This is a genomic window from Paraburkholderia sp. UCT31 (assembly GCF_014397655.1).
GTDB lineage: Bacteria > Pseudomonadota > Gammaproteobacteria > Burkholderiales > Burkholderiaceae > Paraburkholderia > Paraburkholderia tuberum.
Genome location: NZ_VZQP01000119.1, coordinates 1 through 8,469, shown reverse-complemented (window position 1 = coordinate 8,469; position 8,469 = coordinate 1). Strand labels below are relative to the sequence as shown.

Here is an 8,469-nt window from a genome sequence, read left to right as displayed (position 1 = left end):
CCACGTACCAGCGCACACAAGTCAATATCACATCCAGCGGATAGTGCAGCCGTTTGAGCACCTTGTTCCTACCCGCATTCAAGCTCGTCATCGTAGATCACGTCTTTCGTTTTCCCAGCGCCACGATAGCAGATTGTCTTAATGCGACAGCGCCATTGTCGTCACGTGCGCCAGTCCCACGAGGACAAACGTCGATGGGCTGACTTCGCTGGGTGCGGCTGCAGCGAAGTCAGCAGTGACGAAACACGGCATCGAAATGGCACGATCAACTCCCGACAATACGACGCGCAGATCAATCTACTGATGCGGCAATCCTGCCTCTCACTCAGGATTTACATTCGTTCCACCACGACTTCGAGATACTCGCTCGGCAGGACAAGTGTTGCATCGTTCGACCGGTTCCCGTCCTCGATCAGTGTGATCAGATCGGCGAGGAATGCCGCCTGCCGTTCCCCTTCGAGTGAGGAGAACGCCTTGTTCATCGGCCCATAGAACGTGCGGAACACCTCGATGAAATGCGCCGACGAACGGTAGCGGAACGTAAAATCGCGGCTGATCGCAGTGATTTTCCGGGAGGTGCCGTCGAACAACTCGTCGAGGCGCGTCTTTGTGCCCCAGAGCGCTGGCGAATTCACGCCGGCCGGCGGTGGAATGTACTTGCCAATCGTCTTGAATAGCTTCCCAATGAAGCTATCTGGCGTCCAGTTGGCGAGGCCAATCCATCCTCCAGACTTGCAAACACGTGCGAGTTCGGCCGCCGCCTTTTCCTGATCGGGGCTGAACATCACGCCGAAAGTCGACATCACGATGTCAAATGAAGCATCCGCGTAGGGCAGCGCTTCAGCATCAGCTTCCTGGAACTGCACCCGGAGTCCTTCAGCCTGTGCGCGCGCACGACCCGAATCGAGCAGCGAGGCGACGTAGTCAGTCGACGTGACGTCGCACCAGCGGCGCGCGGCAGCAAGCGTCGCGTTGCCGTTGCCTGCGGCGACGTCAAGCACGCGACTGCCGGCGCGCAGATCAAGCGCCTCGCACAGGTTCTCCCCGACGATTTGCAGAGTGGTGCCAACGACGGCGTAGTCGCCAGTCGACCAGGCTGCCTGTTGACGGATCTTGACGGCGGCGAAGTCTGCAACGGGTGCGAAAGCGGAATCACCAGCGGACATAAATATCTCCTGAAAGACGGGCGCGACGCATTCGAAAATGCGTGGTTCCCGCGCCTCAATTGGCGCCGCGAAATCTTGATTTGAGCGTGCCCGCGCGACGATCGGGCAAACCACACGGGATCCGAAATTCGGCCTGTCGGAAATGCCGAGGTGGCGCCGGCACGATGTGTGACGTACAGCGCTTCGGGCTTTCAGAATGTGACCTTTGTTGCAGAATCGCGTGAGTGCCAGTATCAGCACGTCAGTCGCGTGGAGGAATGACCCGGCGTCCAGATGTTTTGCCCGGGACGCCGAAAGTAATGGGCGGATTCCGTCGCGCAGCGGCCGGCGCGATTTTGAGCGAATGGCTCTTCGACCATGGCAGATTCGCGAATTCTTAAGGCGAGCCGCATCGATCCGCTGGCGGACGAGTGATGCGGCGCACCTGACCGCCTTGCCTTCGCAAGCCGCCATTGGTTTTCCGAAGCAACGAAGGGCTGTTGTGGGTCGATTTTTGCCGCTCGCGACAGGCGGATGAGGTCAGGTGTTATGTCAAGAACGGCCGGTGTCCCATTTGCCGGGCTTGCGCGACTTCGAGTCGTTTATGACAGGCCACCGTTAGATGTAGTGACCTGCATTTGAAGTCGGTCGGACCTGCATTCGACACGATTTCCGGCCAGCATTAACTGCAACTGACGGCGCGCGCGAACCCGGATTATCTGCAAACGAGCCTGCATTCAGCCGCGCCGACCTGCATTCCATCATCCTTCCAGTATTAGCGACAGTTTCATTGCATTTTGGCGCCGGGGCGAATTCGTGATTCGCTCCGGCGGTTTGTCGTTTGTAATTGCCTTGTGCAACTGGATGCCCGGTGACGTTGCAGACGCGGAAAGTATCCGTTGCATGAAAGGTTGTTGTAATGATGCGCTAAACCGATAAACTGGCTTCAACGACCTGGCACACAGGCTTCCGCCCCTGCCGGTCGTTGTTTCGCTAACCCAGTATTTCCGCTTCTGACTTTTAAATTGGAGAATTAATCATGGCTAAAACGTTTATCCCCATTCTCGCGCTCGTGTCGGTCCTCGCGCTGCCCACGATGGCATCCGCTAGCAGCAACGGCCCCCTCGCCCGTGAGCAGGTGCGCGCGGAACTGGTCCAGCTGCAGCAGGCGGGCTACGACCGCAACCACGGTGACGCGCACTACCCGGCGCACCTCCAGGGCGCGCTGAAAAGCGTGGCGGCTCAGCAGGCACTCAGTGGCCACGGTGGCGTGAAATCGGGCTCCGCCGCTTCCGGCGCACCGACCCAGGTGGCCTCGGATCATTCGATCTACAAAGGAAGTTGATGACCTATCAGCCGGATGGCCGGGCGCTTTCAACTGCCCGGCCCGGTGACCTCCGGCGAGCGGCATCGTCGCCGCTTGATCGCCTGCAACCGAGCCGGCCTTTCATCCCCTTCCAGTATCAGTCAGTGTCATTACATTTTGCGCCGGGGCGAATTCGTCATTCGCTCCGGCGTTTTGTCGTTTGTAATTGCTTCGCGTTAATAACGCGTGGTGACGTTGCAGACGCGACAAGTATCTGTTGGTCGAAAGGTTATTGTAATAATGCGTTAAACCGATAAACTGACTTCAACGATTTGGCACACAGGCTTCCGCCCCGGCGGTCGTTGTTTCGCTAACCCAGTCTTTTCTGTTTCTGAAATTTAAATTGGAGAATTAACCATGGCTAAAACATTCATTCCGGTTATCGCGCTGGTGTCGGTCCTCGCATTGCCCACGATTGCGTCCGCTAACAGCAACGGTCCCCTCACGCGTGAGCAAGTGCGTGCGGAACTCGTCCAGCTGCAGCAGGCGAGCAACAACCGCCACCACAGTGACGCGCACTATCCGGCGGGCGTCCTGGCTGCGCTGAAGAGCGTGGCGGCTCAGCAGCAGGCGTTCAGTGGCTACGGTGGCGTGCAATCGGGTTCGGCCGCGTCGGGGGCACCGACCCAGTGGGCCTCGGATCATTCGATCTACAAAGGAAGTTGATTGACCCATCAGCCGGGTGGCCGGACGCTTTGAATCGCTCGGCCCGGACACACGACTGCATCGGGCGCATGCGCCAGAAACTGGGATCTGTCCGGACGTTATCTATATGATAGGGCAGAGGATTTTTAGCGAAGCGCAGACGGCGCAACAGGCCCGCATTGGCACGACGCAGGAGCCGGCTGTGCTTCGCTAAAAATTCTAATGTCCTTTATCAGATATAGAAGAATTGTCCGGCCGGATGTGCAGGGGACGCCGGAGCAGGCACACTTTCACGAGCGGCCGCGCCCTGCGGTCGCCCGTCATATCCGGCCACGCCGGACCTAACTTTCTGGAGCGCAAGCATGGCCGATATCGAGCAGTTCAAGGACGACCTGGAAAACAGCGCGGACGGCCTGATCGGCGGCAGCCGCGGCGACTTCATGGAAGCGCTGGGAGAAGCCGTGTACGCGCGCGTGAGCAGTGACCAGCTGGACGGCATTGTTGCCGCATACCTGAGGCTGCAGGAGGTCCTCGATGAAAACGTCGACAACCTGGACGACGAGGCTGACGAAGCGGTCGACAACGCAACCAGCGAATTCAGTGAGACGGTCGGCAAGATCCTCGGGGTGTAGTCCCGTCCCAGTTGTGGTTTCACTCAGTCCGGTGGTCTGGCTTCTGACGACAGCTACCTGGACTGGCTTGCTGGCCAGTCAGAAGGAGCCGGGCCATGAAACGTGACAGGCGCATCGTCGTTCAGGTAACAGAAAACCAGAAGCGCGCGATCCGGAAAAACGCCCAACGGCTCGGGCTGTCCGTCAGTGAGCTGATGCGGCAGGCTGCGAAGTCGCTCGTGCCAGCCCGTGACCCGGAAGACATCGCGGGGTTGCTCGATCGTGTCAAAGCCTCGACAAGGCAGGCGGGCGCGGCACTCGACGAGACGGCAGTGTTCGTCGCGGAATCGAACCGGCGCATCGAAGCCATGGCGACGCGCAAGGGGATCCTGTGAGCACACTGGTGACGCTCAATGGCACAGCCACACCGACATTGGTGATGGCGGCCGGCGATCGTGCCGGGGTCCGATTTCTGGAGTTCTTCGCATCGGCGATCCGCAACCCGCACACGCGTCGCGCGTATGCACGTGCGGCCAGCGAATTCCTGACCTGGTGTGCCGGCGCCGGCGTGACGTCGATCGCGGCCGGCCCCAGTCATACCGCAAAGAAAGGGAAAACACCGGTGCTCGATGCGACTGAGGCGCGGCAGCTGCTCGACAGCATCGATGTGACGACGCCGATCGGCCTGCGCGACCGTGCGCTGATCGCGCTGATGGTGTTTTCGTTCGCGCGGGTCGGCGCGGCGTTGGCGATGCGGGTCGACGATGTCTATGTGCAGCACCGGCGCCTGTGGGTCCGTCTGCGCGAAAACGGCGGCAAGCGGCACGAGATTCCTTGTCACCACACGCTCGAGGCCTATCTGCACGCGTACCTGGACGGCACCGGGATCGCCGACGACGCAAAAGGGCCGCTGTTCCGCACGATCGCGCGCGGGACCGCGCGGCTCAGCGCGACGCCGTTACCGCAGGCCAACGCGTACGCGATGGTGCGGCGCCGTGCGCTCGCGGCGGGCATCGGCACGAAGATCGGCAACCACACGTTCCGTGCGACCGGTATCACCGCCTATCTGAACGACGGCGGTACGCTCGAGAACGCGGCGGCGATGCCCAATCACGCATCGACCCGCACCACGCAGCTGTATGACCGGCGCCACGACGACATCAGCCTCGACGAGGTGGAGCGGATCCGCGTGTAAGACACGGTCGCTCTTTTCCCGGCTCGCTTCGCAGTTCATAGTAAATTGATTGTCTCCAACCGGCCAATATGCGTCGTTTGATACTGCGGCCCAAATCGTCGGCAATCGTTGCACGACAGCCATGCTCGCCGCCGACGACGGGAGCGCGCGAGGGAATCTAGCTTAGAACCCGCTGAAGTGCGCAAGCGTTGCTTGCTCCTTCCTTGAGCTTAACGTTTGGACCAGTAACGGCGAGCGTTTAATCTCGCCAGTCGCGCGGCTCCAGTCCCGGGTGTCCCTGATAGTTTGAGCCAGAGGTCTGAAGTTGAGCCCACGCCCTGTTGCACGGCGATTGTCGGCGTAAAAAATTCCTCCGGCGTCCATATCGCTTTCAGCGACCCAGAGAGGAAGTTCGGTCCATCCCTCGATGCCTGCAGCCAGTACCTGCTCATCCGTGAGCCAATCAAGCTGCGCACCGCCTTGTGAGCCTTCGAGACACTGGTCGAGAAACTGCCCCATGGTGACCGTTGATTGTGGGCCGACCGCATTGAAAACCGCATTTACCTTATCTTCAGCCATTTGCAGGCACCACTCGGCAAGGTCTCGTGCGTCGATAATCTGAATCCGGCGATCACGACGCCCCGGTGCGAGTACCCGGCCGCCCGCGTCAATACGGCGAATCCAATACGTGAATCTGCCGGTTGGGTCGTGCGGACCAACGATTAGACCTGGCCTGAAAATCGCGACGAACCCTGGCATAGCGGACTGAATCGCGGCTTCCGTTCTCGCCTTCAGCGCGCCGTAACCGTCACTACCTAGAAGGACGTCGGCGTCTTCGTCATATTGGATGGCGGGCGGGAAACTGCGATACACAGAAATGCTGGAGATGAACGTGTAGTGCTTCGGAGGAGCCTTGAGGGCAGAAAGCGCAAGGTCGATTTGCTCGGGACGATACGCCGAGGGGTCGATCACCGCGTCAAACTGTCGGCCCGCCAAGGCCGACAGATCCGAGTTTCTGTCTCCGACAAGGCGTTCGATCTCAGGAAATAACGACGGATTTTCTCGGCCGCGATTGAATATTGTTACGTTATGTCCGCGCTTGAGGGCCGCCTCGACGATGTGGCGACCAAGAAATAGCGTGCCGCCCATCACTAGAATTCGCATAGGGGTTCCATATCCGCTCCGATGATCCGAAAACTTAACACACCGAGCTTCGGCTTGCCCTTGGCCTGATGGACGAATGGCGACTATTGAGAAAGCTGAGTGTCGCTTGCGGGTCGCGTGCTGCCGATCGCCGTCAGGCAGAGGGCGGCCAGGAACGGACATTGAGGTACCAGCTTAGAATCGCTCGGACGCGGACTTTCGCGAACTGTTTCGCGTAGCTTGCACGCACCGAAGAGGTCCTGGAACCTCGAGGGCGGGGAACGTGAACCTCGCGGAGTTCGGTTAGCCCCGATTTGATTGACGCGTCGCGCTGATTAGGTTCGGCGCGACGTGGACGCTCTTCAAACGTGCGCGACCCAAGCAAGTCACCCGGCAACGACGACGGCAATGTCGGCAGCGTGATCGCGCTGAACACCACCACGCGGCGCGGGCGCGCGAGGCCGCGCGTAGATTCACGCTTTCGGTTTAATGTTCTGGTTGACTCGCAACAGGTTATTGGGATCGTACTTCGCCTTGATCGAGGCAAGCCGCGTGTAGTTCTCGCCGTAGCTTAGTTCGACTCGGTTCTCGGCCTCGTCGGCGTCCATGAAGTTGACGTAGGCGCCTTCCAGATTGAACGGGTGGATAGCCTCCCAGTAGGCACGGCCCCAGGTCTTAAGCGCCTCGGCGTCCTTGGGATCCGGGCTAATCGCGGCAATCACCATCGAAAAAGACGCGTCCCGTGCGCTCCACGGCGTGGCATCCTTGGCGACCCGCCGAACGGCGCCGTCTATGGGGTAAAGGTGCATCAGGCAGAATGGGGTCGGTGCCTTGAGCGCGTTGGCGATGTGCACGTCGATCGCCTCGTCAGGCAGCGCCTTGACAAAGTCGCCCTTCCAGTACCACTGCAAGCCTTTAGGGAAGAACGGGTCGAACAGTGTATTGATGGCAGTCCACGGCATCTCGCCCATCCAGTTGAACAGCGGGGCGGGCAGTTTCTCGAGCAGCGAGGCCATGAGCTTCTGCCCCTCTGGGATCGGGCCGTTGAAAGCACCGATCAGAGCACAGGCGCGTTTGTTCCAGTGCTCCTTAGGGAAGGGATCGATTGGAGGCACGGTTTTGAGGCCGACAAATAGACCAAGCTCTTCGGGGGCGTGTCGGATGAAGTCGCGGTACATCGCCATAACTTGCTTGGCTTCCTTGGCGTCCCAGAAGATCGGACCGGCGAACACCATTTTGGCTCGATGGGCCTGAAATAGAAAACTTGTGACCACGCCGAAGTTACCGCCGCCACCGCGCACCGCCCAAAAGAGGTCAACGTGCTGTTCATTGTTAGCGGTGACGAAAGAGCCGTCGGCGAGCACTACATCCACCTCTAGCAAATTGTCGACCGTGAGGCCGTGCTTGCGCGTGAGGTAGCCGGTTCCCCCGCCCAAGGTCAGACCTGCGACCCCCGTGCTGCCGACGATGCCGAGTGGTACGGCGAGGCCAAAGGCGTGGGTCGCGTGATCGAGATCCGCTGCAGTGCAGCCGGGATCCACACGCACGGTGCGGCTCGCTGGGTCGACGCGCACGCTGCGCATCTGCGACAGGTCGATGACCAGCCCACCGTCGCAACTGCCCAAACCGGGGCCGTTGTGTCCGCCTCCGCGGATTGCGAGAAGCAGTTTGTTATCGCGCGCGTAGTTGACCGCCGCTATGACATCGGCGGCGTCGGTGCAGCGAGCGATCACCTTGGGCCGCTTATCGATCATGCCGTTGTACAGCGCTCGCGCCTCGTCGTAGTCCTTGTCTGACGGACCGATCAGCCTCCCGCGAAATTCCTGAATCGCAAACTCGTCCATGACGCTGCCTCTTTAAAGAGTTAATCCATCGCGCGCCCGCGCGACGACGCGCTGCCGTACCAGGAAGCCTCGTGCCGAACTGTCGACAAGAACGACATCGGTGCGTGGAATCAATCGGCATCTACGCACCTATCCGATAGCCGGTCGCGGGCTTAGCCTCGCACCTCATTTGATGAAAAGCATAGTGCTCCGACGCAATTGCCGGAAGGAACTTCCGATTGACGACACTGACAGCAAGACGAGCGAGCAGCCAGTCGAATGAAACCCGACCAATCGGCGGCCGCTCTTTAGTCAATGAGAAAAAAAGGGCGCGTCCAACCGGAGACTTGATCGGCCAGACGGCATTGAAGGGGTCGACGCCGCCTCAAATGGTCATTTGAATGGCCGCTACCGGGAATTCCGAAGGTCTCTTTCGGGTCGAAGAACGAAACCGCTCGCGCGGTAGAGGGCTCCGGTCCGACGCGGGAGGTCAGGGCGAGGCCGGTCACGCGGTTTTATGTTGGCGAATGAGGCAATCCGCCTCGTTCTCCAGCAGGAGCCG

Annotated in this window: 8 protein-coding genes and 1 pseudogene; 5 read left to right on the top strand and 4 right to left on the bottom strand. The window is 60.0% G+C overall.

Going from position 1 to position 8,469, the window contains the following annotated elements; all coding sequences use genetic code 11:
* Positions 1-91: pseudogene (locus F6X40_RS40490) on the bottom strand (IS6 family transposase); the annotation flags it as partial.
* A 241-nt stretch (positions 92-332) separates the two neighbouring features.
* Positions 333-1,166, bottom strand: coding sequence for a class I SAM-dependent methyltransferase (locus tag F6X40_RS40485; RefSeq protein ID WP_187631749.1), 834 nt, complete (start codon positions 1,164-1,166; stop codon positions 333-335).
* A gap of 1,018 nt (positions 1,167-2,184) precedes the next feature.
* Between F6X40_RS40485 and F6X40_RS40480 the strand changes: the two genes are divergently transcribed.
* The 5 genes from F6X40_RS40480 to F6X40_RS40460 all read left to right on the top strand — a co-directional run bounded on the left by F6X40_RS40480 (position 2,185) and on the right by F6X40_RS40460 (position 4,962).
* On the top strand, positions 2,185-2,490 hold the full coding sequence (locus F6X40_RS40480; RefSeq protein ID WP_187631747.1) for a DUF4148 domain-containing protein: 306 nt from the start codon (positions 2,185-2,187) through the stop codon (positions 2,488-2,490).
* Positions 2,491-2,868: 378 nt separating this feature from the next.
* A complete protein-coding gene (locus F6X40_RS40475; RefSeq protein WP_187631746.1) occupies positions 2,869-3,177 on the top strand; it encodes a DUF4148 domain-containing protein in 309 nt (102 codons plus the stop codon).
* 341 nt (positions 3,178-3,518) lie between these two features.
* A complete protein-coding gene (locus tag F6X40_RS40470; protein WP_187631745.1) occupies positions 3,519-3,788 on the top strand; it encodes a hypothetical protein in 270 nt (89 codons plus the stop codon).
* Between the two features lie 95 nt (positions 3,789-3,883).
* Entirely contained in the window at positions 3,884-4,162 is a 279-nt protein-coding gene (locus F6X40_RS40465) for a plasmid mobilization protein (protein ID WP_184074265.1), read from the top strand.
* 44 nt (positions 4,163-4,206) lie between these two features.
* On the top strand, positions 4,207-4,962 hold the full coding sequence (locus F6X40_RS40460) for a tyrosine-type recombinase/integrase (RefSeq protein WP_187631748.1): 756 nt from the start codon (positions 4,207-4,209) through the stop codon (positions 4,960-4,962).
* Positions 4,963-5,124: 162 nt separating this feature from the next.
* On the opposite strand, the gene F6X40_RS40455 is transcribed toward F6X40_RS40460, so the two are convergent.
* Both F6X40_RS40455 and F6X40_RS40450 read right to left on the bottom strand, forming a co-directional pair.
* Entirely contained in the window at positions 5,125-6,105 is a 981-nt protein-coding gene (locus F6X40_RS40455; protein WP_187631744.1) for an NAD-dependent epimerase/dehydratase family protein, read from the bottom strand.
* Between the two features lie 452 nt (positions 6,106-6,557).
* Positions 6,558-7,928, bottom strand: coding sequence for an FAD-binding oxidoreductase (locus tag F6X40_RS40450; RefSeq protein ID WP_187631743.1), 1,371 nt, complete (start codon positions 7,926-7,928; stop codon positions 6,558-6,560).
* Positions 7,929-8,469: the final 541 nt, after the last annotated feature.